Source organism: Kitasatospora sp. NPDC043949, assembly GCF_056435365.1.
On the sequence record NZ_JBWKEQ010000027.1, the window covers coordinates 58,201 to 82,889 of the forward strand.

At 69.6% G+C, this 24,689-nt stretch carries 23 protein-coding genes and 2 pseudogenes; 20 read left to right on the forward strand and 5 right to left on the reverse strand.

The window, feature by feature from the left end; genetic code table 11:
• Positions 1-163 precede the first annotated feature (163 nt).
• The 16 genes and pseudogenes from rpsP (at position 164) to AC07AL_RS22550 (ending at position 13,439) form a co-directional block, all read left to right on the forward strand.
• Positions 164-592, forward strand: a complete 429-nt coding sequence (gene rpsP, locus AC07AL_RS22475; protein ID WP_063347676.1) for a 30S ribosomal protein S16 — start codon at positions 164-166, stop codon at positions 590-592.
• Between the two features lie 2 nt (positions 593-594).
• Entirely contained in the window at positions 595-834 is a 240-nt protein-coding gene (locus AC07AL_RS22480) for an RNA-binding protein (protein ID WP_030056773.1), read from the forward strand.
• A gap of 129 nt (positions 835-963) precedes the next feature.
• Positions 964-1,605, forward strand: a complete 642-nt coding sequence (rimM, locus tag AC07AL_RS22485) for a ribosome maturation factor RimM (protein WP_363631482.1) — start codon at positions 964-966, stop codon at positions 1,603-1,605.
• A gap of 35 nt (positions 1,606-1,640) precedes the next feature.
• A complete protein-coding gene (trmD, locus tag AC07AL_RS22490; RefSeq protein WP_063351119.1) occupies positions 1,641-2,459 on the forward strand; it encodes a tRNA (guanosine(37)-N1)-methyltransferase TrmD in 819 nt (272 codons plus the stop codon).
• Between the two features lie 154 nt (positions 2,460-2,613).
• Positions 2,614-2,964 carry a 50S ribosomal protein L19 gene (gene rplS / locus AC07AL_RS22495; protein WP_063347674.1) on the forward strand — a complete coding sequence of 117 codons (351 nt, stop codon included), beginning with the start codon at positions 2,614-2,616 and terminating at the stop codon, positions 2,962-2,964.
• Positions 2,965-3,287: 323 nt separating this feature from the next.
• Positions 3,288-4,004: a signal peptidase I gene (lepB, locus tag AC07AL_RS22500; protein ID WP_363631480.1), complete on the forward strand. Its 717-nt coding sequence runs from the start codon at positions 3,288-3,290 to the stop codon at positions 4,002-4,004.
• A 211-nt stretch (positions 4,005-4,215) separates the two neighbouring features.
• Positions 4,216-5,073, forward strand: coding sequence for a signal peptidase I (gene lepB / locus AC07AL_RS22505; protein ID WP_478317987.1), 858 nt, complete (start codon positions 4,216-4,218; stop codon positions 5,071-5,073).
• A 240-nt stretch (positions 5,074-5,313) separates the two neighbouring features.
• Positions 5,314-6,330, forward strand: coding sequence for a signal peptidase I (gene lepB, locus AC07AL_RS22510; RefSeq protein ID WP_208869071.1), 1,017 nt, complete (start codon positions 5,314-5,316; stop codon positions 6,328-6,330).
• 145 nt (positions 6,331-6,475) lie between these two features.
• On the forward strand, positions 6,476-7,231 hold the full coding sequence (gene lepB, locus AC07AL_RS22515; protein ID WP_363585742.1) for a signal peptidase I: 756 nt from the start codon (positions 6,476-6,478) through the stop codon (positions 7,229-7,231).
• 112 nt (positions 7,232-7,343) lie between these two features.
• Positions 7,344-7,817, forward strand: a complete 474-nt coding sequence (locus AC07AL_RS22520) for an NUDIX hydrolase (protein WP_363585743.1) — start codon at positions 7,344-7,346, stop codon at positions 7,815-7,817.
• A gap of 55 nt (positions 7,818-7,872) precedes the next feature.
• Positions 7,873-8,199: a DUF2469 domain-containing protein gene (locus tag AC07AL_RS22525; RefSeq protein WP_030056781.1), complete on the forward strand. Its 327-nt coding sequence runs from the start codon at positions 7,873-7,875 to the stop codon at positions 8,197-8,199.
• Between the two features lie 168 nt (positions 8,200-8,367).
• The gene (locus tag AC07AL_RS22530; protein ID WP_363631477.1) at positions 8,368-8,937 is read left to right on the forward strand and encodes a YraN family protein; all 570 of its coding nucleotides are present in this window, start codon (positions 8,368-8,370) and stop codon (positions 8,935-8,937) included.
• Between the two features lies 1 nt (position 8,938).
• A pseudogene (locus tag AC07AL_RS22535) lies at positions 8,939-9,970 on the forward strand (YifB family Mg chelatase-like AAA ATPase); the annotation flags it as partial.
• Positions 9,971-10,139: 169 nt separating this feature from the next.
• Entirely contained in the window at positions 10,140-10,736 is a 597-nt protein-coding gene (locus tag AC07AL_RS22540) for a zinc finger domain-containing protein (protein ID WP_478317988.1), read from the forward strand.
• Positions 10,737-10,860: 124 nt separating this feature from the next.
• Positions 10,861-12,153 (forward strand): hypothetical protein, encoded by a 1,293-nt coding sequence (locus tag AC07AL_RS22545; RefSeq protein WP_478317989.1) that lies wholly within the window; start codon positions 10,861-10,863, stop codon positions 12,151-12,153.
• 119 nt (positions 12,154-12,272) lie between these two features.
• Positions 12,273-13,439 carry a hypothetical protein gene (locus tag AC07AL_RS22550; protein WP_478317990.1) on the forward strand — a complete coding sequence of 389 codons (1,167 nt, stop codon included), beginning with the start codon at positions 12,273-12,275 and terminating at the stop codon, positions 13,437-13,439.
• A gap of 118 nt (positions 13,440-13,557) precedes the next feature.
• Here AC07AL_RS22550 and AC07AL_RS22555 read toward each other — a convergent pair whose 3' ends face one another.
• The 4 genes from AC07AL_RS22555 to AC07AL_RS22570 form a co-directional block, all read right to left on the reverse strand.
• On the reverse strand, positions 13,558-13,986 hold the full coding sequence (locus AC07AL_RS22555; RefSeq protein WP_478317991.1) for a hypothetical protein: 429 nt from the start codon (positions 13,984-13,986) through the stop codon (positions 13,558-13,560).
• Positions 13,983-16,076, reverse strand: coding sequence for a hypothetical protein (locus AC07AL_RS22560; RefSeq protein ID WP_478317992.1), 2,094 nt, complete (start codon positions 16,074-16,076; stop codon positions 13,983-13,985). Before AC07AL_RS22560 ends, AC07AL_RS22555 begins: the two co-directional genes overlap by 4 nt.
• Positions 16,073-17,806 carry a hypothetical protein gene (locus AC07AL_RS22565; RefSeq protein ID WP_478317993.1) on the reverse strand — a complete coding sequence of 578 codons (1,734 nt, stop codon included), beginning with the start codon at positions 17,804-17,806 and terminating at the stop codon, positions 16,073-16,075. Before AC07AL_RS22565 ends, AC07AL_RS22560 begins: the two co-directional genes overlap by 4 nt.
• Positions 17,807-17,954: 148 nt before the next feature.
• Positions 17,955-19,406 (reverse strand): tyrosine-type recombinase/integrase, encoded by a 1,452-nt coding sequence (locus AC07AL_RS22570; RefSeq protein WP_478317994.1) that lies wholly within the window; start codon positions 19,404-19,406, stop codon positions 17,955-17,957.
• A 105-nt stretch (positions 19,407-19,511) separates the two neighbouring features.
• Here AC07AL_RS22570 and AC07AL_RS22575 point away from each other — a divergent pair.
• The 4 genes and pseudogenes from AC07AL_RS22575 to AC07AL_RS22590 all read left to right on the forward strand — a co-directional run.
• Positions 19,512-20,090, forward strand: a pseudogene (locus AC07AL_RS22575) (ATP-binding protein); the annotation flags it as partial.
• Between the two features lie 281 nt (positions 20,091-20,371).
• Positions 20,372-21,538 carry a DNA-processing protein DprA gene (gene dprA, locus AC07AL_RS22580; protein WP_363585744.1) on the forward strand — a complete coding sequence of 389 codons (1,167 nt, stop codon included), beginning with the start codon at positions 20,372-20,374 and terminating at the stop codon, positions 21,536-21,538.
• A 338-nt stretch (positions 21,539-21,876) separates the two neighbouring features.
• Positions 21,877-22,827, forward strand: coding sequence for an RNA polymerase sigma factor WhiG (gene whiG, locus AC07AL_RS22585; protein ID WP_400806477.1), 951 nt, complete (start codon positions 21,877-21,879; stop codon positions 22,825-22,827).
• A 272-nt stretch (positions 22,828-23,099) separates the two neighbouring features.
• The gene (locus tag AC07AL_RS22590; protein ID WP_363585763.1) at positions 23,100-23,684 is read left to right on the forward strand and encodes a TetR/AcrR family transcriptional regulator; all 585 of its coding nucleotides are present in this window, start codon (positions 23,100-23,102) and stop codon (positions 23,682-23,684) included.
• 48 nt (positions 23,685-23,732) lie between these two features.
• Here AC07AL_RS22590 and AC07AL_RS22595 read toward each other — a convergent pair whose 3' ends face one another.
• Positions 23,733-24,308 carry a M23 family metallopeptidase gene (locus AC07AL_RS22595; protein ID WP_363585746.1) on the reverse strand — a complete coding sequence of 192 codons (576 nt, stop codon included), beginning with the start codon at positions 24,306-24,308 and terminating at the stop codon, positions 23,733-23,735.
• Positions 24,309-24,689 lie beyond the last annotated feature (381 nt).

Below are 24,689 nucleotides of genomic sequence, written 5' to 3' on the forward strand. Positions count from 1 at the left end.
GAAGGCGGTTCGCGCCGGTATGGCAGAATGGACAGCTGAGTACTCGGCAGCCGAGCAGGACCCCTCTCTCCTACGGCTGGCGTGTCCCTTGAACGGCCCACGGCGCAACCCCACGCGACGGCGCGGCCGCTCACCCACGTCAACACCAGGAGAATCCACTCCCGTGGCAGTCAAGATCAAGCTCAAGCGTCTCGGCAAGATTCGCTCCCCGCACTACCGCATCGTCGTCGCCGACTCGCGCACCAAGCGTGACGGCCGCGCGATCGAGGAGATCGGCATCTACCAGCCGACCTACAACCCCTCGAAGATCGAGGTCGACACCGACCGGGCCCAGTACTGGCTGTCCGTCGGCGCCCAGCCGACCGAGCCGGTGCTCGCCATCCTCAAGCTGACCGGCGACTGGCAGAAGTTCAAGGGCCTCCCGGCCCCGGCGCCGCTGCTGGTCGCCGAGCCCAAGGTCGAGGACTTCTCGCACCTGTTCGCGAAGGCCGTCGCCGGCTTCGAGGACGCCACCACCGGTGTTGCCATCACCCCGAAGGCCAAGAAGTCGGACAAGGTCGAGGCTGAGGCCGACGCCGCCGCCGAGGCCTGAGCGTGATCGAGGACGCCCTCGACCACTTGGTGAAGGGCATCGTCGAGCACCCCGACGAGGTGCAGGTGCGCTCGCGCAACCTGCGTCGGGGCAACACCATCGAGGTGCGAGTGCACCCCGATGACCTCGGCAAGGTGATCGGCCGGGGTGGCCGCACGGCGCGCGCACTGCGCACCGTGGTCGGCGCCCTCGGCGGTCGCAACGTCCGGGTCGACCTGGTCGACGTGGACAACATTCGCTGACGCAGCTGCTCGTTCAGCCGTCAGGGCTTGTGAGGCCGGCCGGGACGCATGTCGTCCCGGTCGGCCTTTCGCGTTTCTCGCGCTTCCCGCATTCCGTCCCGCTTCAGGAACTCCAGGAGAACGATCACCGTGCAGCTCGTCGTCGGCAAGATCGGCCGCGCCCACGGCATCAGGGGGGACGTCAGCGTCGAGGTCCGCACCGACGAGCCGGAGCTCCGGCTCGGCCCCGGTGCCGTCCTGTTCACCGACCCCGCGTCGGTGGGCCCGCTGACCATCGAGTCCGGCAAGGTGCACAGCGGCCGGCTGCTGCTGCGCTTCGCCGGCGTCAAGGACCGCAACGCGGCGGAGGCGCTGCGGGGCACGCTGCTCATCTCCGAGGTCGACCCGGAGGAGAGCCCCGAGGACCCGGAGGAGTACTACGACCACCAGCTGATCGGCCTGGACGTGGTGCTGCTCGACGGCACCCTCGTCGGCGAGCTGACCGAGGTCGTCCACCTGCCGTACCAGGACCTGCTTACGGTGGAGAAGGCCGACGGGACGGAGGTGCTGGTGCCCTTCGTCCGCCAGATCGTGCCGACCATCGACCTGGAGAACCAGCGTGCCGTGATCACCCCGCCGGTCGGCCTGATCGAACCCGAGCAGGCCGAGGTCGCCCGTGGTGCCTCCGCCGAGGGCGAGGACGCCGAGGATGCTGAGGGTGTCGAGGACGCTGAGGGTGTCGAGGGCGCCGAGGGTGCGGCCGGCGCCAAGGGCGCGGAGGGGTCGGAGTGACGGTGGAGGAGGGCGTCGCGCAGGTCCAGGACGGGATGCGGATCGACGTCGTCTCGATCTTCCCCGAGTACCTGGAACCGTTGAACATCTCGCTGGTCGGCAAGGCCCGCTCCCGCGGCCAGCTGGACGTGCACGTCCACGACCTGCGCGAGTGGACCCACGACGTGCACCGGACCGTGGACGACAGCCCGTACGGCGGCGGCCCCGGCATGGTGATGAAGCCCGAGCCGTGGGGCGAGGCGCTGGACGCGGTGGTCGCCGGCGGGCCCGAGGGTCAGCTGCCGACGCTCGTCGTGCCCACCCCCAGCGGGCGGCCGTTCACGCAGGAACTCGCCCAGGAACTGGCGAGCCGCCCCTGGCTGGCGTTCACCCCCGCCCGGTACGAGGGCATCGACCGGCGGGTCATCGAGGAGGCGGCCACCCGGATGCCGGTGGTCGAGGCCTCGATCGGCGACTATGTGCTGGCCGGTGGCGAGGTCGCCGTGCTGGTGATGGTCGAGGCGATCGCCCGGCTGCTGCCCGGGGTGCTCGGCAACGCCGAGTCCCACCGGGACGACTCCTTCGCGCCCGGTGCGATGGCCGACCTGCTGGAGGGCCCGGTCTACACCAAGCCCGCCGAATGGCGCGGCCGGACCGTGCCGGATGTGCTGCTCAGCGGAAACCACGGTCGGATCGCCCGCTGGCGGCGGGAACAGGCCTTCGCCCGGACCCTGGCGAACCGCACCGACCTGGTCGAGCGCTGGCGCTACGGCGCCTTCGACAAGAAGGACCGGGAGGCGCTCAGCATCCTCGGCCTGGCCTGGGACGAGGAGCTCGGCCGATTTCGGTCCGTGGCCGTCGGTGTGGAAGAATAGGCCGCTGCTGTCTGTTGCTGGGCCCCCTTCGTAGGGGCCACGTGGACCGGCGCCCTCGCCACGGGGGGATCGTCGTCAGCCGATGCGGCCCGCAGCAAACCCCATTGTGACGAACTTCCGTGGGCGGCCCGTGGCGCCTGCGATGGAGAGCAACATGAGCAACAAGCTCGCTGCTGTCGACGCGGCCTCGCTGCGTAGCGACATTCCGGCCTTCCGCGCCGGTGACACCCTGAAGGTCCACGTCCGGGTCATCGAGGGCAACCGCTCCCGCGTCCAGGTCTTCCAGGGCGTCGTCATCCGCCGCCACGGCGCCGGCGTCGGTGAGACCTTCACCGTTCGCAAGGTCAGCTTCAACGTCGGCGTGGAGCGCACCTTCCCGGTGCACACCCCGGTCGTCGAGAAGATCGAGGTCGTGACCCGCGGTGCGGTTCGCCGCGCCAAGCTGTACTACCTGCGTGACCTCCGCGGCAAGGCCGCGAAGATCAAGGAGAAGCGCGACCGCTGATCCACCGTCCCCCGGCCTCGCCGGGGGATCGGATCGCTCTGAGGGGCCGGGCCGCCGCACGGTAAGCTCAGCCCCCGATGAGCACGCACGAACCACCCGCGGACCGCGACGGCAGTCCCGTACCCACCGGTGCGGACTCGCTGTCGCGGTCCGCGGTCGTTTCGGGGGCCGTCCCGGGGCCCGGTGGGGAGGGATCCGGCCCCGGTGGGGACCCGCGGGCGGACGCCGGGGGTGCGCCGGAGGGCGAGGCCGCTTCCGAGGACGAGGACGCACCAGAGGGTGAGAACGCGCCGGAGGGCGAGCGTGCACCGGAAGGTGGGGGCGTGCCGGAAGGTGAGCGCGCGCCGGGGGATGAGGATCCGGGCCACTCGCGCTCGCGGGACCTGTTGCTGCTCGTGGGGATCTGCCTGCTGGCCCTGCTGCTGGTGAACGCCTTCGTCGCGCGCCCGTTCTCGGTGCCGTCCGGTTCGATGGAGGAGACCCTGCGACCGGGCGACCGGTTGATCGCGAACCAGCTCGCTTATGCCTTCGGCGGCCACCCCCAGCGGGGCGACGTCGTGGTCTTCGACGGGACGGGCTCCTTCCTGCCGGGGTCGGGCGGGCCGACCGGCTTCTGGGACGGGCTCAGCTCGCTCGGCCGGGACCTCGGGCTGGCCCCGGCCGGGAACACGGTCTACGTCAAACGGGTGATCGGCGTCGGCGGGGACCGGGTGACCAGCACCGGCCCGGGCGGGCCGATCACCGTCAACGGGGTGCCGATCGACGAGTCCTCCTACCTGGCCCCGGGGGACCAGCCGTCGAGCGTGGCCTTCGACGTGGTGGTGCCGACCGGCAAGCTCTGGGTGATGGGGGACCACCGCAGCGCCTCCCGTGACTCCCGCGACCACCTCGGCGAGCCCGGCGGCGGCTTCGTGCCCGAGAGCAGGGTGATCGGCCGGGCGGACTGGGTGGTCTACCCGTTCTCGCGCTTGACCGGCCTGGACCGGCCCGCAGCCTTCGCCGCGACTGCGGGGACGGGCGGTCATGGGGAGCAGAGGTAGCAGGGGCAGGGGCCGGGTGGCGGACCGCCCGGCTCCGGAGCCGGGCGCCGGCGGACCGGTCGGCGCCGGATCCGCAGGTGCCGGACCTGCGGAGGCCGGACGTGTGAAGGCCAGACGTGTGGATGCCGGGCGTGTGGAGGCCGATCCCGCGAGTGGCGGATCTGACGGTGCCGGACCAGGAGACGCCTCCCCCGGGGGTGCGGGCCCAGCCGTGGTGCTGCCGGTCCGGGGCCGGGCCGATCGCCGCCGCAGCGCCCGACGCGTGGCCCGGCGGCGCAAGCGGTCGCTGCTGAGGGAGTTCCCGCTGATCATCGTGGTGGCGTTGCTGGTCGCGCTGGTGATGAAGACCTTCCTGCTCCAGGTGTTCGTGATTCCCTCCGGCTCGATGGAGCAGACCATCCAGGTCGGGGACCGGGTGCTGGTGGACAAGCTGACCCCCTGGTTCGGCAGCGAGCCGCAGCGCGGCGACGTGGTGGTGTTCAAGGATCCGGGCGGTTGGTTGGAGGGCGACCACAAACCGTCCGGCGACGGTCCGGTGCTGGGGGCGGCCAAGCAGGTCCTCACCTACGTCGGGCTGCTGCCGTCGGACAGCGAGCAGGACTTGATCAAACGGGTCATCGGCGTCGGCGGGGACACCGTGGAGTGCTGCGATACGCAGGGCCGGTTGAGCGTCAACGGCACGCCGGTGGACGAGCCGTACCTCGCGCCCGCCAACCCGCCGTCCCGGCAGCCCTTCAAGGTGCGGGTGCCGCAGGGCCGGCTCTGGGTCATGGGCGACCACCGGGACGTGTCCGCCGACTCCCGCTTCCACATGGGGAACCCGGGGCAGGGGACCATCCCGCTGAGCGGTGTGGTCGGCCGGGCCTTCATGAACGCCTGGCCGCTGGACCGCCTCCATCAACTTGGCGTGCCGAGTTCACTCTCCTCGTTGGCCCGGGCTCCGCAGGCGCGCGGAACTGCGCCGGAATCCGTGGGCGTTGGGCCGGTTCCGATGGAACCTCCGCTCGTTATGGGTGTGTTGGGCATCCTTCCGGCCGTCGTTCGCCGGCCAGGGCGGCCGCCCGAGTGAGCCGGGCCGGGCGTCTCGCGGCCGGGCCGCGCGCGTGGGACCGCGAGCCGGATGCCTTGGAGTGATAGAGAAGTGCAGGTGCGGCCGGGAGGTCCCGGTCGTGCGTCGAGGCTGTGCTGGTGTCAGGGGAGCCCGCGATGGGCAGTCCCGAAGCGTCCATGGTCGTGGTGAGCGTGGTGCCCGCTGTGCGGCACTGTGAGCGCGGGCGCGCGGGCGTCCGCACAGCAGGGAGGAGACGTTGTGGGGGATGTGGTGATCGGCGCCCGCTCAGGTGCCGGCGAGCCCGAGGGCTCTGGCGGTCGAGCGGCCCGGTCCGCTGAGTCCGGTGCGTCCTCGGCCTCGGTCGAGGACGCGGCGGCCCAGACCGCCGACGAGCATGGCGACGGGACGGAGGGCCCCACCGGGGGCTCTTCGGAGTCCCACCGGCCCGACGCCGAGTCGGCGGACCAGTCGGAGTCGCAGGCCCCCGGCAAGCAGCGCAAGCAGCGTTCCTTCTGGAAGGAACTGCCGATCCTGGTCGGCATCGCGCTGGTCCTGGCGCTGGTGATCAAGACCTTCTTCGTCCAGGCCTTCTCCATTCCGTCGGAGTCGATGCAGAACACGTTGCAGGTCGGTGACCGTGTCCTGGTGGACAAGCTGACCCCCTGGTTCGGAGCGGAGCCCGAGCGCGGTGAGGTCGTGGTGTTCCACGACCCGGGCGGCTGGCTGAACGACGAGCCGACCCCGCAGAGCAGCAACTCCTTCGTCCGGGGCGTCCAGGACGTGCTCAGCTTCGTCGGTCTGATGCCGTCGGCCAACGAGAAGGACCTGATCAAGCGGGTCATCGCGGTCGGCGGGGACACCGTCGAGTGCCAGGGCACCGGGCCGGTGAAGGTCAACGGTGTCGCGCTCAACGAGCCGTACGTCTACCAGGGCAACACCCCCTGCGGTGACCACCCGTTCGACCCGGTGAAGGTGCCCAACGGCCGGATCTGGGTGATGGGCGACCACCGCGCCGACTCGCTGGACTCCCGCTTCCACATGGACCAGCCGGGTGGCGGCACCGTTCCGGTGGGCAACGTGATCGGGCGGGCCTTCGTCGTGGCCTGGCCGGTCGGCCACTGGTCGACGCTCTCGGTGCCGAACACCTTCGACCAGAAGGGTCTGGCGGCGGCCGCGCCTCTGGCGCCTCCCGTGGCCGGCGCGGTGGGCGCGGTCGCGCTGCTTCCGCTGGTGCGTCGGGTGCGGGAGCGGAGGGACGGCCGGAAGGACTCCTGAGCTCCACCGGGTTCTCCCCAGCCCTTGCGCGGGCCGTGGTACCGACGAGTAATCTGCTCGGACGTGCCACGGCCCGTCGGCTTTTCCGCCGGTGCCCCCGGCGTGCCAGTGGTGTTCTCCGGTCGGCCAGAGGTGGACGGATTCGATGAGCGGTGTCGTTGATCAGACGGCCGACCACCCGGCTTCGCCCGCCCGTCCGGGCCGCCGGCCCGCGGCGGTGCTGCAGGGCGTCGCGATCGCGCTCGGGCTGGTGCTGATGATCGGCGGCTTCGCCTTGATCGCGATCGACTACCGGCCGTACAGCATCCCGACCGCCTCGATGTCCCCCACGCTTCGGATCGGGGACACCGTGCTCGCCCGGAAGATCGACGGCGGGGCCGTCGGCCGGGGGGACGTCGTGGTCTTCCGGGACCAGGACTGGGGTGGCGAGCTCATGGTCAAGCGCGTGGTCGCGGTCGGCGGGGACACCGTCGCGGCCACCGGCAACGACCACCGGCTGACGGTCGACGGACAGACGGTGGAGGAGCCGTACCTCGCGGCGCAGGGCCCGCAGGGCTCCTCGTTCAGCGTCACGGTGCCGCCGGGGCGGCTGTTCCTGCTCGGCGACAACCGGTTGGGCTCGCTCGACTCCCGCACCCACCTGGAGGTCGACGGCGGGACCGTCCCGGCCGGCGCGGTGGAGGCCAGGGTCGAGGCCACCATGATGCCGTTCGGCCGGGTGGGCGACCTCGGCCGGACCGCGGCCTTCGACGGGCTTCCCGGACCGAAGGCCGGTGCGCCCGGGCCGCTGCAACCGGCCGCCTTCGCGACCGTTGCGGGCGCGGCGCTGATCCTCGTGACTTCGGCGGTGGGCGGGGTGGCGGGCCTGGCCCGCCGGCTCAGCCGGGGGCGCAGCTCCTGATCGCGGTCGTCGCGGCCCGGGCCGCTCTGCCGAACATCGCCCCGGACGGCGGCGCCGGGTGGCAGGATCGGTAGCGCCACCGATGCGAACGGAAGGAGCGTGGAGCGCTGCCATGACGGCACAACGGCGCAGGGCGGCGCGGATCCTGCTGCTGGACGGGCAGGACCGCATCCTTCTCTTCCTGGGCTCCGACCCGGCGACGCCGGGGGAGGCGTGGTGGTTCACGCCCGGCGGCGGCTTGGAGCCCGGGGAGGACGTGCGGGAGGCCGCCGCGCGGGAACTCGCGGAGGAGACCGGCCTGCGGGGTGTGGACCTGGGGCCCTTGGTGGCGTACGGCACGGTGTCGTTCTCCTTTCAGGGACGGCGTTACGAGCAGGATCAGTGGTTCCATCTGGCCCGGACCACGGAGACGGGGCTCGACCACTCGGGGATGGGCGAGGAGGAACACGCCCAACTGCTCGCGGCGCGCTGGTGGACGGTCGAGGAGCTGAGGGGGACCGCCGAGACGGTCTACCCGGCCGGATTGGCGGACTTCCTGGAGCGACTGCTGGCCGAGGGCCCGCCGGTCGCCCCGGTACGGCTCTGAGCGTGGGTGCGGTGGTCCACAATGGGTGGACGTGACAAGTTGAGGGGACGCCTGGATGAGTGCCGAAGATCTCGAGAAGTACGAGACCGAGATGGAGCTCAAGCTCTACCGGGAGTACCGGGACGTCGTCGGCCTGTTCAAGTACGTGATCGAGACCGAGCGACGGTTCTACCTCACCAATGACTACGAGCTGCAGGTGCACTCGGTGCAGGGCGAGGTCTTCTTCGAGGTGTCGATGGCGGATGCGTGGGTCTGGGACATGTACCGGCCGGCCCGGTTCGTCCGTAAGGTCCGGGTGCTGACCTTCAAGGACGTGAACATCGAGGAACTCGCGAAGAGCGATCTGGAGCTGCCCTCGGACGAGTCCGGCTTCGGGAACTGACGTTGGACTGCTCGGACCGGCGTTGTCCAGCGGAATTTCGCGCGATCGGGGCGTCTCACTCCTGCGGGTGACAAAAGTTATCCACAGGCTCGAGTTATCCACAGGGAACCGGAAATCCCCGGCCCCGCCGTGCGCGACGGTGCAACCTCCACGGCGGAGGTGGTCACCGTGCAGAACACGATCACGCAGGACCAGGCCGTACCGGGTGCGGCCGTACTGGACCAGGCCGCAGCGGCCGCAGCCGTGCGGGACGGCACGAAAGACGACACGAGGGACGGAACCGGACCGGGCCCGGGCCGCAGTGCCGGCGGCCGCAGTACCAACAACGGGCTCGGCCGCTACGGCGAGCGGGTCGCCGCCCGCCGTCTCACGGAGGCCGGGCTCCGCATCCTGGACCGCAACTGGCGCTGTGTCGAGGGTGAGTTGGACATCGTCGCCCTCGACGGCGACACCGTGGCGGTCTGCGAGGTGAAGACCCGCTCCGAGCGGGGCTTCCAACAACCCAGCGAGGCCATCGGCCAGGCCAAGGCCGCCCGGTTGCAACGCCTGGCGGAGCGCTGGATGGCCGAACGCTGGCCGGGCCACTTCGCGCGGCTGGCCGGTCCCGGGTACGACCCCGGGCCCACGGACCCGCACTGGCCGCCCGCTCCGCCCGGGGGCGTGCGGATCGACCTGGTGGCCGTGGTCAACCGGGCCCGGGGTGCGGCCCTGGTCGACCACCTGCGGGGGGTGGTCTGAGATGGCCTTCGCCCGTACCTGTTCCGTCGCGCTGGTCGGCGTCGACGGAGTGATCGTCGAGGTCCAGGCCGACCTGGAGCCCGGGGTGGCCGCGTTCACCCTGGTCGGCCTGCCCGACAAGGCGCTGTCCGAGGCCCGCGACCGGGTGCGCGCGGCCGTGGTCAACAGCGGTGAGGCCTGGCCGCAGCGCAAACTGACCGTCGGGCTCAGTCCGGCCTCGGTGCCCAAGAGCGGCAGTGGCTTCGACCTCGCGGTGGCCTGTGCCGTCCTGGCCGCGGCCGAGCGGCTCGACCCTTCCTCCATCGCCGAGCTGCTGATCATCGGCGAACTGGGGCTGGACGGCCGGGTGCGGCCGGTCCGCGGGGTGCTGCCGTCTGTGCTGGCCGCAGCCGACGCGGGATACCAGCGGGTCGTGGTCGCGGAGCAGACCGCGCCCGAGGCCTCGCTCGTCCCGGGCGTGACCGTGATCGGCGTCCGCAGCCTGCGGCAGCTGATCGCCGTCCTGACCGGCGCGCCCGCGCCGGAGGAGCCGCCCGACCCGATCGGCGGCCGGCCGGATCCGCTGATGGCCGGCCTGATGCTGCCCAGCGCCGGCGTCCGGGGACTGTCCGACGACAAGTCGGCGCGCCTCGACCTGGCCGACGTGGCCGGACAGTACGAGGCCCGGCGCGCCCTGGAGATCGCCGCCGCCGGAGGTCACCACCTGTACCTCAAGGGCCCACCGGGCGCGGGCAAGACGATGCTGGCGGAGCGGCTGCCCTCGCTGCTCCCGCCACTGACCCAGAAGGAGGCTCTGGAGGTCACCGCCGTGCACTCGGTGGCCGGGCTGCTCCCGGCAGGGCGCCCGCTCATCGACACGGCGCCGTACTGCGCCCCGCACCACTCCACGACGATGCCGGCGATCGTCGGCGGCGGCAGCGGCCTGCCGAGACCGGGGGCGGTCTCGCTGGCCCACCGGGGCGTGCTGTTCCTGGACGAGGCGCCGGAGTTTCCGGTCCGGGTGCTCGACTCACTGCGCCAGCCGGTGTTCTCCAGACTGCTGTATGTCTCATGAGACACGTCGGTGGGATGTTGTCGACGTGCGCATCGAGGCGCCTGGCCACGAGTCCTTCCCCGTGGAGGCAGATGTTGTAGCCCATCCGGCTCAGTTGCCGGGCGCGGCGGAAGTTGGTCAGCCGATCTGCTCGTGCACGATGCCGGCCATGAACACACTCACCCGCGAGGAGCGGGCAGCACGTGCCCAGCAGCGCGAGGCAGCCCGGCTGAAGACCTGCACGGACTGCTGGGCAGAACCCGGGGAGCCCTGCAAGGCAGGCCCGGGAGGCAGGTCGAATACGCACCGAGCACGGGTGGAGTTCGCATTGCGAGACCAGGCACCCCTGCCGGTGTACGAGCTGATTGCCCGCGACGCTGCGTGGATCTACCAGCCCCTGAACGTCGCAGACCCGGCTTCGCCGATTCTCGGAGTCCGGCAGATGATCTTCAGGACGCTAGTCCGAGACCCGGATGAGATGGGGGCTCTCACTGTCGTTGCGATCGGCCAGTACGACCCCGAATGCCCGGTGGTGAACAACCCGATGGTCATGATGACTGCCACTATGTTTCTCGGCTTGACGGACGACGAGCGCGAGATCGCGATCACGCGTCTCCTGGCTCGCGGTCACTTGAGGGTGACGGGACCACGTGCCGTGCGAACCAATCTCGATGTAGCGCGCGTGTTCGAATCAGCTGAGATGGACCCGGCCCTCATGGCTGAGTGGGCTGCCGCAAAGAAGTCAGTTCCTGAGCCCAGGATCTGAGCCCGCCGCCGCCCGGTGCTGTCATACGAAAACGAGGGCTGACAGCAGGGGTGATCGGTAGGCTGGTGCCGGGGCTCTGCCGGACTACCGCGAGCCCGGCACCTTAGTGCGAGGTGGGGACGTCTTGAGCTACTTGACCGATGCTGAGCTTGCCCTGGGTCTCTCCAGACATCTCTCCGTGTACCAGATGGGGCCCGAGCGGGCGGCTCTGGAACAGCTGGAGTTTGCTGGTTGGACCTTCGATGTCGCCTTCCGGCTTCAGGGAAGTACGGTCAGCAGCGCCAGCAGGGTCCAGGCCATCGGGCTCGATGTCGGCCTCGGCGTGCGGAGGCTGCGAGACGTCATCGTGACCATGGAGAGCATGGGCTGGATCACGACGGCTAGGGACACGAACGGTCAGCTCGTGTCCATTACCGAGAGTATTCCGGCGGCAGGCGACCTCATTCAGGCCGCACCTACGCTCTTTGATGTGCTCATGGTTGGCCCTGTGGAGCGGGCTGCACTTGCGCTGCTTCGCGCGACGACGCTGCAGCCACTCCTGGAGCAGGATGCGATCCAGATCGCCGCTACGGCTGAGCGGGTCACCGGGCACGATCAGGCGGCCGCCGACGCTCTGAGGTACCTGACCCATACGGGGCTCATTCGCCGCGTCGTCGTCGATGATGGCCGGCCCGTGCTCTACAACCCGAATGTGTGGACCCAGGGTGACGACTCCGTTGCGAAGGCGGCGTTGAGGGCGGCGGACGCCAGGGCGACCGCTGAGGTGACCGCCCTCATGGAGGAGGTCTCGCTCAACCCAGGTCTGCCCGAAGCGCACGTCCAGTCCACCGAGGCGAAATGGGTGGACTTTGCCGTCTCGCAGAACCTGGTCCAGAGGTCGGTCATCCAGACCTCTGACGGTGCCGAACGGGGGTTCCTCTTCAGTCCTCACGCCCGCCGTGATCCTTTTGGGGGAACAGCTGGAGACGCGTCTGGTCATGTCCGGCAGCTCGTCGGCTCGATGATCTACGCCGCGACGTTCGCGACTTACAAGCTCTACTCGCCGGAGGCGTTCCTCCAGGCGCTCATCAATCGCGGTGTGGCGGGCAACACCTCGAACGTCGGAACGGACTACCCGATGCTCGAGAAGGCGGGTGTTGTGAAGGTTGTAGACGGCCGCGTTCCGGGCCGGTACGCGCTCCAGCTTCTGCAGCAGGACGTTGCTCAGGACGCCCTCGACATGCTCAATGCCCGAGAGGGTACCGGCAACGAGAAGGCGGACGCGGCAGCTCTCCGAGCCCAGCGTTCGTACCGCCACGTGGAGCAGGAACGGGCGCGTCTGGCGTTGACCAGCGATGTTGACAAGATCGAGGAGGCCAGGCTGATTGCCGCCCTCCGGGAGGTTCCTGTGAACCGCATGATGGGCGGCCGCAAGTGACCGAAGCGAGTAGTGGAACCGCTGGTGAAGGGGCCCCCAGCCGGCGCCGACGCCCTGCGGCCTCCCCCCGGGCTGGCACGAAGCCTGCGGATACCGCCGGGGGAACGCTGGAGCGACGGGTGGCTCGACTCGAGTTTGCGGACGGCGCATTCGTTCGGTTGCGCGTCCCGCTCCCGGCGGATGACGCAGATGCTGGCCGCGATGTGCTCACCGATATTGACGTTCTCTCGATTGATATTGACTCTCGGCTGCGAATTTCTCGGTCAAGCATGGAATGCAAGAGCGGCAAGGGACAGAGCGGCGAGCCGTATACCATTGTATGGCTGGCTGGATTTCGTCAGTTGCTCAATCTGGACCGGGTGACGATTGTCCGGCAGATGGTAAGTCCGCGGGGCCGAGCCTTGGCGCGGCGACTTGGAATCCTCGTGGCAGACGAGGCGACTGTGAGCCGGCGAGAGAAGGCCCACGCGTGGCTTCCCGAGCGGTTTGCGCACTTGGACGGCCCGGAATGCGCTGCCCAGGAGGCCAGGACCGACACGCAGCTAAAGGGAATGCCGGCAGATTTTTCCTCGCTGGCACGATTTCTGCGCGGTGAGGCGATCCTTGCTGACTCACCCTCGCTCCTTCGTGGGGTTGAGGCATTTGGTGCTGCAGTGGGACGGCAGGGCGTCCTCCCCGAGCCCGCTGCCACGATCTTGGCTGGGCACAGCCTGATGGCGGTACTGCTGGCGGCCTTGCAGGATGCTGGACGACTCGACGACCTCTCTGATCGCCTCCTGCGGCGCAGGCTTGAGAGCGCGCTTACTGTTGGCGATCCGGACGACAGCTATGTGCTTCCGATGCTGGAGAGGGCGGACGCAATTATTCGCCATGTGCAGGAGCGGACACACAAGGCTTACGTGGGCTCAGGCGCCGAACCAATCCGGATTGATTACCCTTCGTTGCGCGATTCTGTGGCAACTCCGCCCACATACATCAATGACTACCTTGATCTTGTGGAAAGGCTGCGATCGAATCCGCACGTCGCGCGAGAGCTATTGCAGACTGCGGAACTGGCGTGCTTTGACGCCCTGGTCGGCGGCAAGGCGTGGAAGTCAAAGGCATTTGAACATCTATTTACGATGGAGCACAAGGCGCTATTGCTGGTGGGGTTCAGATGCCTGGGTCGAATTGCTAGCAGTCGGGTTGCGGCGTATCTGTCAGGACTGCACGATCTGCCCTTCAATACTCCGTATGGGTCGGTGCCTGACCGCGGGCAGCCCGCCCAGCAGAGCTCCTTGTTTTAGAGTGGACAAATTTCACGGAAATCTGAATCCAAGACCCTTGGTCGCGTCGCTGAGCCTCCCGCAGATACTGATCGAGACCAACATCGCCATTCGCAAGCGGACGTGACGTCCTAACGGCTCATGGGCGATCCGCTACGGACCTAGAGATCGGGACGATGACAGCGGATCGCCTGACGGCTTGCTCTCGCAAGGCGGCGTTTTCGGCGAGGAGTGTCATGATCACGGTGGCAGCCGCGTCGACCTGATCCCGCAGCTGATGGCACTCTTCACGGCTGCGGCGGAGCCTCCCACGGAGCTCGGCGAGTTCGTTGTTGCGCTTCTGCTGCAAGGCCCCAGCCGGGCTCATCGCGGCCAGGGCGTCCCACTCTGCAAGGACCGTAGAGGCGCGGTTCATGGTGGCCCGGCTCACGCCGGCTTCTTGCCAGAGGTTGTTCTTCGTCAGCCGGCCGTCGGTACGCTCGGGCCTGCCGGCAAAGAGTCGCTCCATGGCCTCGCGCAGGGCCCGCTCGGTCTGGAGGCTCACCGGTGAAGGTGGCTTCGTGCTCATGGCTGCATCTTCTGGATCGTGAGGTTGACCTCGCGGAGTTGTTCCTTGATCAGGGCTCGGCGGCCCGGCGCGAGGTTCTTGGTACACAAAAGTCCGTCGAGGGAGGCCCGCTCCGCCGTCCAGATTGGCAAGTGCTCGGGAGCGAGGACGCTGTTGGCGCATCTTGATGGCTGACAGCGGTCGATCAGGGGCCCATGGTGACCTTCCGGGATGACCGCATCCTCAATGCACTTGGCGCCGACGGGGTTGGAATCGTCCATGGTGCAGTGGTTAAGCTTGCCGAACCTGATCGAGATCCGGGTTCGCCGGAGCAGGTCGTATTCGACCCGCAGGTCGCCACGCCGGGCCTGGCCGTTGGCCTGGAGCTCCGCAGCCTTGGCACGGACCGCGGCGAAGGCATCCCGTATTTTGTCGGAGCCTGGACCGAAGCCGATGTTCTCTCCGTGACTGTCAGCGGTGAAGAGGTCCTTGAGCCGGTTGAAGCGCCGGTCGGCGATGGCCTCGTCGAGGTACTTGGCCCAGGAAGGGTCCGCATCCATGTAGCCCTGGGTGGTGCGGTTAGCCAGAGCGCGAGTAGCTGCGTGCTTCAGTTGCATCCCGACCGCGATCTCTGCCCCAGGGAAGTCCCGGGTAAGCATGGCCATGGTCCTTCGGAACATGTGCGGTTTCGCTCGAAGCCGGGGGATTTCCGTCAGACCGGTCAGGTGCCGGTGGCCGTTAACATGTCGGATGAAGCTGTTGATGGCCCACCCGCTGTCGAAGTGATTGTCGGGCGACCGCGCCTGGACAGAGCCGAAGGCGAGCTCGTCGTGCAGAGACAGTTGCGAGGCGGTGTCGATGGCGCGAGCAACGGGATCGATGATCCACCAGTGCTTGACTGGTAGGTTGGGGTCGAGCTTCAGCTTTTTCGACTTCACCGCAGGGCTGCCGTAGTGCTCGACGACGGAATCCTTCAGGACTTCGCGGATCTCGCTGTCGCGCATCATCGACAGGGCGGCGACGAAGACGTAGCAGGCGTTGCGCAAGGCTGTGTATTCGATCCACAGCGAGTGCGGGTGGAGGCTATACGTCCACGGACCATGGCTCCCGTCCCCTCGCTTGACCTCCGCCGGTGACGCAAGGAGGCCGTACTGGGTCCTGCCTTCGGCGACGGCCTGCTCGACGATTGCCCGCTGACGGCGGCCATTCGGCTCCGTCACCGCGAAGACTCCGGTGTCCTTGGTCGCTCCGATCATGTGGGCCAGAAGCGACCAGTTGATGCTGGTCGCGGCCTGGGCCTTCCTCGCCCGGTCATCCTGATGCCAGATAGGGACCAGGTTGGAGGGATCCGCCAGCCAGGCGTTGCATCGGGCGCGGGCTTGTGATCGGCTCATTGTCGTGGCTGCTGCCTGGAGGGCTTGCCATCTCGTGCGCGCGGTGAGGATGTCTGGCCCGAAGCGATCGATATAGGTCCAGGCGGCGCGGACCAGCGGAAACCATGCCTCCGGCTTGACCGCGGGGGTCTTGAGCGGAGCATCCGACTCGATGTCCAGGACCTTGCTTGCGGTCTTGTCAGGCCAGGGGTCGGCGGCGATGCCGCCGTCAGCGAGCACGGGCGCGAGTTGGTGGAGTGACTTGATGAACGTGACATGCGGAGCGACGCTCTCGGGTTCCCTGCTCTGCAAGCTGTCGGTGACATAAATCTTGAAGTCGTCATCGCTCCAGTGGATGAGTTCGTCGGGAAGCCCCCGGGAACTGGCAAAGGCGTGAAGGGCACGGATGATCGAAACGCGAGCTCGGACGCTACTGACCTGGGCGGGACTTGGCGCGAGGTGGATGCCGCGGGTCAGCAAAGCCTGATGGCGCGGGTTGAACGCGATCATGGAGGTTTCGCGAGCCAGCAGCTCCCAGGGGCCCGTGAGATGGGAGAAAGAGATCCGCCATTCGTCCGCACGACGGTTCGCCGGACGCCGTAGGACCGGGTTCATGTCCCAGTCGGTGTCTCCGAACCGCGGCTGCCGGGCGCCGGCCGGCGTGGAGGCGGCTTGGACGATGCACTCGTCGTCTCGGAAGACGGATCGCTGCCGAGGCAGCGGAAGCTGGCCAGTCATGCGTCGAACTCCACCTGGGTTGCGAGGGGCAGGTGCAGGGATAGACCTTCGTCCACGATGAGTTGGCGCGCCTGCGCGATCTCGGCATCGGTTCGGGCCCGCAGAGCCTCCTGGAGGTTCGCGTGGCTCTGGCCCCAAAGTGCGTGGAAGTGTGGCGGGGCCAGCCGCAGCCGGAGCTGTTCGAGATGGGTGGCGAAGAGCAGGAGCTGGGGCAGATTCGATGGAAGGATGAACGCGTTGCGGCACTCCAGGCACCGGGTCGGAGCGACCGGACACAGCTGGCCGGGACGCCCATATGGTGAGTCGAGGGGGTCCTTGCAGTTCGAAACACCCATGTCCAGTGCGCCGGCCCGCAACTGGTCGATGTCCTCTGCCGACAAACCGAGGGCTGAGGCTGTTCCGGCCTCCCCCAAGGTCGCCTCGGCCTCCGGCGTGAGCAGGGTCGGCCCCGTCAGTGCCTGGTCGAACCAGCGCTTCTGGGCGGCGGTGATCACGCCCCCTGCGATCACGCGCAACGTGGTGCCGTGCGCGTAGTGGCCGCGGAACGTCTCGACCGAGTGGTCGTCAGCGATGTCACTGATACGTCCCTTGAACGCGATCGCCTTCTCGACCTTCCCCGACTTCCGAAGCCTGCGGATGTCCTTGGAACCCTTGACGGTCACGCTGTGGGCCTGCAACCACGTCGCGAAGCTCGCGCCGGCCATGTCACCAGAGAAAGGGCTGATCCTGAGCGAGCAGACATCTACGGAGGCGCGGAGGAAGAGCGGGACCGGGGAAGCGCCGGTCAGAGCCGCCAACGGCCGTGCCATCCGCAGAAGATCATGGGTCAGCTCCGCCGCGTCGAGCCGGGGCCTGGCTGGGTGGAGCGTTCCTTGGGACGGCTCTGCCCCGAAGGCCCGGCGCTGTTCGCTGTGTGCTCGATGCTTCGAGAAGTCGATCATCACGCTCTTCGGGCCGTACTCGATATCGTCCTCGTCTAGCCCGACAACTTCCTCCGGTGCGCGACCAGTGGCCGCCATCATGAGGATGCGGTAACTCTGCAGGTCCAGGTTGTGCGGAAGGAGCATCCGCACCAGTGCCCGTAGCACCACCCGCCGTGCAAGGTTCGGGTAGGTTTCGTCCGGAATCAGATCGCGCAACGCTGGTGGCCACGTCCGGAACGGTGGCAGGCGATGGGCGATCTCCTCGCACGACCACACGCTGTTGCTGATCGCCCAGAGAAGGTTCGCGGGCTCCGTCCATCCATCCGGCTCCGGATTATGGCCGTGGGCGGCAAGTTCCCATCCGCGACGAATCCGAGCGTCGGTGGCCAACTTGTCGGCCCACGCGGCCCGCACCATGGTCTTCTTCTCCGCGAGGGTGAACTCGTCGAGTTCCTCCGACTGACCCCGGCGCAGGCCCAGGGCCCCCGAAACCCAGCCGCCGAGCAGCCCGGCGACGTGCCGATCCGGGTGCTCGATGCGTCGGGCGATCAAAGTCCGGAGCCTGCCGGCTGTCCACGCGGGCGTGCGGGATCCCGTTCGGTAGCCCAAGGGCATGACCTGGAGCCATTCGGTCACCGCCAGGTGGAGATCGGGCTCGGAGGCAGCCAGCGAGGCTTCCCGCGCCCGCGCGACGGTGGCGTCAACGTGCTTGCAGAAGCTCGTGATCGCCTCGCGATAGGCCCCCGCTGTCGCCACCGCGTAGGACTTGCTGGTCATCAACTCCACCCACTCGTCCGCCAGTTCCATTGCCAGGTGCTCGCATAGGAATTCGGACGGATCTACTGAGCAGGTTCTCCTCACGCCCCGGGGATCCGGTGCGGTGACCTCCCGCAAACCGATCCGAGGGGTCTCCTTCTGGGCAGGCTCCGACGGGGGAGGGAAGTCGCGGTTGTACTCACCCCTGCGAGGCAAGGCGCCCCTCCTCAAGGTTCATGAGGCGGCGCGCGACGTCGACGTACGAAGCGCCGCCGGCATCCGTCCAGTCCCGGAAAGCGGCGTCGACCTCGCGCATGGGCTCCTTCAGGTAACGGACATATCGGTACGTCGTCGACGGACTGGCGTGGCCAAGGCGCCGTTGCACCACCAGCAGCGGGTTGCTGGTCATGTGGTCCAGAAGCGTCGACATCGGGAGCTGCTGGACCTCGGCGTCGTTAAGGGCCTCGCGGGTCAGAAAGATCAGCAGTCTGAGGGCGAAAGTATGCCGCAGGTCGTGGTAGACCCAGCAGCGTCGAGGCATCACTGGAGCCGCCTGGTCGCCAGACCAGCCGCGCATCCGGTCCCACGCCCGCCAGCGCACCCGGTCCCAGCCCGACAAGCTGAGCATCCCGGCTCCGCGACCGATGAACAGCCCGAGCGGGTCCAGGCCGTCCCCGGTCTCGCGCACGCTGATGCGGCGAAGGTCGGGGCTCATGTCCTTCACGACCTTCGTGGCCCTGGAGCCTCGCAAGATTCCGTGCACGTGCTCGCCATCCGGATCGACACGCTGGACCACGAACAGGTCTACGGCTCGCCGCCGCAGTGTGCGCTGGGCCCTCGCGACGATCTCGGGGCGTTCCAGCATGAGGTAGGGCTCTAGCAGCTCCATCGCATCGACCGGAACGTAGACGGACCGAGGGCGGCCACCCTTCGCGCACGCCGCCAGGTCGATATCTGCGGTGAGGGGCCGCTGGCCCGCGTCCACGCCGAGCTCGACTGTCAGAAGAGTGGTCCACTCCTGGATGCGCATCCCGGTCAGTAGCGCAAGCTCGCACGATGCCCGGTTTCGGTGCGGCTGCCATCCGTGGAAGGACTCATCCAGGCATGCCGCAGGAGAGAGGCCGCCGAATCCCACGTCCCGCAGGTAGATGTACTGGTCGAGCTCAAGGTGGCGAACCCGAAGATCCCGGATGACTCCTTCGGTCAGCGTGGCCGACGAGCGCCAGGGACGGCCTGCTACGTACCCGGTCCGGCCGAGATAGGTGTAGAGCTCGCTGATTGCGGCCGACTCCTTGTCCCAGGTGGATCCCTGGACTGTCGCCTTGCCCCTCTCTCGGCGCCACACTCGGAACTCCCGAACGTCGCTCTCGGTGGCCAGTCGCAGGTCAAGACCGCGATCGAGCAAGTACTCCAGGAAGCGCAAGACCGCGTAGGCGTATGTACGCATGGTCTTCGGCTTGCGTCCGTCCAAGGCGAGGCTTCGAAACCACGACGAGAGCGGCTCCACCGGCCGCATCAGATCGTCAAGCAGCACAGGTGTCCCAGAAGGCAGGTGGCGCTGGTTCAGCAGCTCAGACACCTCGGCGCGGCCCAGGCCAGCGACCTCGCCGACCTTCCAGACAACTTGGTCGTCCCAGAAGAACAGATGCACCCAACACTCCCCAAGAGCAGCTCATCCGCTCAACGGGCAGCCACCCAGGTAGGCCACGCGAAGCACCCACGTTCCACTCCAACGAGACACTTTTAAGCGTCTGGAGAACCGCTGGAGTCGGGCGAGGTGGTGATCGCCCGCTCGGCCGGCTCACTCCGGCTCCCGGCCAGGTTCCTCCTCTGTCTGGCCGCCAACCCCTGCCCGTGCGGTCGGCATTCACGGCGGGGTGAGGGCTGCGAGTGCACTCCTACGATGGTCAGCCGCTACCAGGGGCGGCTCTCAGGGCCGCTGCTGGACCGGGTCGACCTCCAGGTCCAGGTCGCCCCGGTGACGAGGATCGAACTCATGGAACGGGACGCCACGGCGGAGAACACCGAGACCGTCGCGGCCCGGGTGCTGGCCGCGCGGGAACGGGCGGCGGCCCGGCTGGCGGCCACCCCGTGGCGGACCAACGCGGAAGTCCCGGGCCACGAACTGCGGACCCGCTGGCAGCTCGCCCCCGGCGCACTGAACGATGTCGCCCGCCAGTTGGAGCGAGGGGTGCTGACCGCCCGCGGCCTGGACCGGGTGCTCCGGGTCGCCTGGACGGTCGCCGACCTCGCCGGTCGCGATCGGCCGGACCAGCGGGACGTCCGCACCGCACTGGTCCTGCGTACCGGCGTCGAGCAGGGGCTGCCGCTGGGCGAGCGGGTCTACGGCCGACTCGGTGGCATCCCGGCCCAGCGCAGCGGGCCGGTCGACGAGCCGCCCGAAGGGCAGAGCCGGTCGGGCCGGTTCGAGAAGCCCGATCGTCCCGACTGCCCTGGCCCGGAGAGTCCTGGCCCGGAGAGTCCTGGCCCGGAGAGTCCTGGTCCGTCGGACCGCCCCGATGCCCCTGGCCGATCCATCCGGTCCGGCTCCGCCAAGCGGTCCGGGAAACGCGACCAGCATCCGGCGAACGAGGGCGGTGAGGCATGAACCCGATGATGACGCACCTTCAGCCTCCCGGTCGGGCAGAGCCCGAGTCCGGTCCCGAACCGGAGCGCCTCGCCCGCGCCGTACTCAGCCGGCTGAGCGAGCCCGGGGACGCGGTGGTCGGCCGGTGGCTCGGTCAGCTCTCCGCAGCCGACGTCGTCCGGGCGATCCGCGACGGGACGGTGCCCGCGCACCCCGGACTGGACGGCCCCCGGCTGGCCGGCTACCAGGCGAGACTCCCCGGTCTGGACCCGGCCGAGGACCTGGAACGGGTACGAGCCGTCGGTGGACGCTTCATCATTCCGGGGGACACGGAATGGCCCAGCCAACTGGACGATCTGGGCGACGGGCGCCCGATCGGGCTCTGGACGACCGGCACGGGTTCGCTGCGGCTGCTCGCGCTCCGCTCGGTGGCGATGGTCGGCTCCCGGGCCTGCACGGCCTACGGCGCCCACGTCGCTGGGGAACTGTCGGCCCAACTGGCCGAGCGAGGTTGGGTCGTGGTGTCCGGAGCCGCCTACGGGATCGACGCGGCCGCCCACCGAGGGGCGCTCTCCGTCGGCGGGATGACCATCGCGGTGCTCGCCTGCGGGGTCGACGTGGCCTACCCGAAGGGGAACGCCGAACTGATCCGGCGGATCGGCGCCCAGGGGCTGCTGGTCAGCGAACTCCCGCCCGGGGAGCACCCGAACCGCTTCCGCTTCGTGCTCCGCAACCGGGTCATCGCGGCGCTCACCCGGGGCACGGTGGTGGTCGAGGCGGCGATGCGCAGCGGCGCGCTGAGCACGGCCAGACGGGCGCGGGACCTCAACCGCCACACCATGGGCGTCGCCGGCCCGGTGACCTCGGAACTCTCGGCCGGGGTGCACGCCCTGATCCGCAGCGGCGGCGCCACGCTGGTCACCGACTCCGCCGAGATCGCCGAATTGATCGGGGCGATCGGGGACGACCTGGCGCCGCAGCGCAGCGGCCCGGTCCTGCCCAGGGATCTGCTGGAGCCGGCGGTGGCCCGGGTGCTGGAGGCCGTCCCGGCGACGGCGGAGGGCGCGCCGATCGAGCGGTTGGCCCGACAGTCCGGACTCCCTCCGGACGAAGTACTGCAGCGGCTCTACGAGTTGGGCTCGCTCGGTTACGTCGAGCGGCACGGCGCGCACTGGCGCCTGGTGCGGAGGAGGTGACGGTCGGAACGAAGCGCACATCCGTGCCGTGGAGAGGGAGTGTCGGAATCGCCTGGCTGACCTGCTGCTCCGGTTCGTCCGTTCGCGTGCCCGGATCCGGTGGCGCGAACGCCACCGGATCGGGGGACGACCGAGTGGCGGTAGCGCATTGCAGCGAGTCGGTCACGCTACGCTCCACATGCCTTCCCTATCAGCACATGACTCGGCAGAACGGCGCAGACCAACGCATGCCCACACACATTCCCGGACACAGAGTGACCGGTGGCGCCCGGTCCTCGGGAGGGCCGCGGACCGAGCGGCGCCCCGTGACTGAGTTCCCGCCCAAGGCGACGGGGACGATGGGGGGCCTGTCGCGCCAGGGCGGCCGGCCGACGGCGGTGCCGGGCCAGCCCACCGACGCGGTCGCCGCCGCCGCCGCCACCGGCGACGGCGCAGCCCGCCCGATCGCTGCCGGTGCCCTGCCACCGGACGGCACCCCCCCGCCAGGCCCGGAGCAGGGGCCGAGCGGTCAGGGCCCCGGAGCCCAGGGGCGCACCGCGCTCGAAGAGCTCTGGCGCTCCTACAAGGAGACCGGCGACCAGCGGCTGCGCGAGCAGCTGATCCTGCACTACTCACCGCTCGTCAAGTACGTGGCGGGGCGGGTCGGGGTCGGCCTGCCCTCCAACGTCGAGCAGGCCGACTTCGTCTCCTCGGGGGTCTTCGGGCTGATCGACGCGATCGAGAAGTTCGACGTCGACCGCGCGATCAAGTTCGAGACCTACGCGATCAGCCGGATCCGCGGCGCGATCATCGACGAACTGCGTGCCCTGGACTGGATCCCGCGCTCGGTGCGGCAGAAGGCGAAGGCCGTCGAGCGGACGTACGCGACGCTGGAGGCCCGGCTGCGCCGTACGCCGCACGAGCCCGAGGTCGCGGCCGAGATGGGCATCGCGATCGAGGATCTGCACGCGATCTTCAGCCAGCTGTCCCTGGCCAACGTGGTGGCCTTGGACGAACTGCTGCACCCGGTGGGGGAGGGCGGCGACCGGCTGAGCCTGATGGACACCCTGGTGGACCACGGTGCCGACAACCCGGTCGAGGTGGCCGAGGACCGCGAGCTGCGCAGGCTGCTGGCCCATGCGGTCAACACCCTCCCCGAGCGGGAGAAGACCGTGGTGACGCTCTACTACTACGAGGGCCTCACCCTCGCCGAGATCGGCCAGGTGCTGGGGGTGACGGAGAGCAGGGTGAGCCAGATCCACACCAAGTCCGTCCTCCAACTGCGCGCCAAGCTGTCGGACATCCGGTAGCGAGGGCCGGGGCCCGTCCCGGCCCGGCCGACCTCCGGGTCGCGACCCCGACCACGCCGCCGGTCCGCACCCGCCCGGCCGCGTGCCCGGTCCGCACCTGCCTGGCCGGAACCCTGGGCCGTTACTCCGGGCCGGACCCCGGGTTGCGCGCCCACTCGCACGCCTCGCCGCGCGCCTGCGCGCCCTCGCTCCCCGGCCAGATGCGCGGCGCCGTACCGGCCGAAGGTAGGGCTCCGTACAGTGGGAGCGTGCCGAAGATCCGAGCGGCCACGGTGGCCGAGCATCGCCAGCTGCAGCGCGCAGCCCTCCTTGACGCTGCCCGCACCCTGCTCACGGAGGGCGGCATGGAGGCGCTGACCTTCCCCGCGCTCGCTGCGCGCACCTCCCTGGCGCGCTCCTCGGTCTACGAGTACTTCCGCTCCCGGGCCGCCGTGGTCGAGGCGCTCTGCGAGGTGGACTTCCCGCTCTGGGCGGCCGAGATCGAGGCCGGGATGGAGAGCTGTGACAGCGCGGCCGACCGGATCGAGGCGTATGTCCGCGGCCAGCTGGCGTTGGCCGCGGACCCGCGCCACCGGGCGGTGGTGGCGATCTCCGCGCTCGAACTCGACGAGGCCGCGCGCGAGCGCATCCGGGCGGCGCACGGCAAGCTGGTCGGCCTGGTCGTCCGGGCCCTGGAGGATCTCGGTCACGCGCAGCCCCGGCTCGCTGCGGCGCTGCTCCAAGGGGTCGTGGAGGCGGCCGTGCGCCGGGCCGAGCAAGTGTCGGCGGGGGGCCGCGCCGGGTGTGCGGCCGAGCGCCCCGAGCTGATCGCGGACGCCGCGGTGGCCATGGCCCTGCACGGCCTCGACCGGGCCTGAACCGCCATTCGGCCCGGTTCGTCTGGTTCATCCGGTTCAGCTGATTCATCAGGTGCGCCCAGCGCCGCCCAGCGGCAGCAGCCGCGCCGCTCCCGCGCCGAACAGGGCCAGCGGGTCGAGGTAGCGTCCGCCGCGCAGCAGCCCCCAGTGCAGGCAGTGCCGCGCTGGGCAGTGCCGCCCGTCGGGGGCGAGCCGCCCGATCACCTGTCCGGCGGGTACCTCGGTGCCGACCGGGGCGGTGCCGGCGACGGGCAGGTAGGTGGTCCGCAAGGGGGGTGACCCCGAGCCGGGGTGGGTGACGGTCACCACCGGGCGCCCCGCCACCAGCCCGGAGAAGGTGACCACCCCGGCGGCAGCCGCCCGTACCTCCGCCCCGGGTGCGGCGGCGAGGTCCACTCCCCGGTGTCCGGCGGCCCACGGCGCGGCCGGTGGTTCGAATCGCCCGAGCACCCCGCCGGGCCCGCCCACCGGCCAGGCCCGCGCACCGCCCGAACCGGTCCGGCCGGTCTCGCCGCCCCCGCCAGCACCTCCGGCACCCCCGCCCGGACCTGAGCCGACACCCCCACTGAGAGCGGCGCCCCGCGCCGCGCCGCCCGAGACCAGCAGCACCAGTGTCACCAGCACGGCGACCACCCCCCGCAGCACACCAAACGAGCGCGGCCCCAACCGGTCCGGCCCCAAGCGGGCCGGACCGACGGCGGACAGAACCGGGTACCCAGCGCGAGCAGTCATGCCCCGAGGCTTGCTGCGCCGCCGCCCCGGTGCCACCCACTTCCGGACTCCTGTGGACAAACCGCCCTCGTGGCCGGATCCCGTCCCTCCAGCGGGTGTACGGATGCCGCCATCCGGTGTACAAGCACCGCAGCAGCGGCGCTCCCAGGGCCCGGCCGGCCCGCCTCCGGTCCGTCTCCGGCCCGCCTCCGCCCAGCTCCCGCCAGCGCTGATCCGCCCGCCCAGGGCCCCCGCCGGTCGCGGAGTCGCCCGCCCCGCAGCGCTTCCCGTACA